We start from the raw sequence: 1,165 nt of genomic DNA on the forward strand, positions 1-1,165 counted from the left end.
TGCTACCGGCATACGGCTTGGCTAAACGCACCCAAAGGCTTTCTTCGCCCTTTTTCCACGTTTTTAAGTCAAAGTTAAATTTAACACGGTAGCGTCCTTGGGTATCAATATAACCATAGGTGTCATGGTCAGGACTGGTCACCCTTGCGGGTAAGGTGCCACTGATTTGAGGCCAGCGGATAGGCGCAGGGCGGTAGAGCGTTAAGGCCTGATAAGGAATAGCGGTAAATTCCAGCTCATAAGCCTCGGTGCGGTTACCGTGTCCTTGTACACTTAAAATAATCACGCCGTCATTAATATTATTCAGTGGACTGCCTTTGATGTTAATCCATTGACCCGGTGCAAGGGCATAGCGGTTGCTTTTACCGTGGATAATCACCTGTTGGCTGATTTTTTGTTCGTGGCGTAGGCGGGCATACCATTCACCACTTTCGATACTCATTTCACTCGAATTGTTATCACTATCATTAGTATTCGTCTCACTCTCACGTCCATTATCATGACTGCCACTAGCATTGGCACCATTATCCGTCAGACCTTTGTAGTGCTCCTCATAACGGTACTCAGTGCCATAGGTGGTGGTGTTCTTCGGTTGGGTATTGATGTCTTTGTGTAAATCAGCGTTGGCGGTTCGATAGTTATAGTCGTTTACCTCAACCGAAGATGCCACCACGTCACTGTGTAAGCGAATAGCCCAAACACTTTCCGTGCCACCATCTAAGGTGCCACTCGGGGGGGTGTAATCTATGTCGGCAACTTGAGCATAACCTTGCTCATAATCACTTAGCACCATCACATTACAGTCGTGCTCAGCATGTGTCTCAAAACGAAACCAAATCCCCACATCCGCCAATAAGCGTTGGAGGAACTCAAGGTCACTTTCTTGCCATTGAGTAATAAATTCTCGAGCGGGGTAGCTCTCTTTTAATTCCAAGCGGTAATCAATGCCAATAAAACCATGATGGCGCAGTATCGATTCCACCACACTGACCACGCTTTGGTTTTGATAAATCGCACACTGCTTTTCCAACGCTAACAACGCTAAACGAGATGATAAAACCACTTCATAATGCGCTTGCTCTTTACTGACCGATAGCTGACTAAAGGCCGTAATCACCCCATGAAGTCTGCGAGCATCACTGACCGTGGGTAAATCACTTAATGA

Annotated in this window: 1 protein-coding gene; it reads right to left on the reverse strand. The window is 46.5% G+C overall.

All coding sequences use genetic code 11. The annotated features are described in order from the left end of the window. A partial coding sequence (locus GQ594_RS11850; RefSeq protein WP_160416524.1) for a type VI secretion system Vgr family protein occupies positions 1-1,165 on the reverse strand: 1,165 nt, incomplete at both ends.

This window comes from Gilliamella sp. Pra-s52 (genome assembly GCF_009795805.1).
Lineage (GTDB): Bacteria > Pseudomonadota > Gammaproteobacteria > Enterobacterales > Orbaceae > Gilliamella.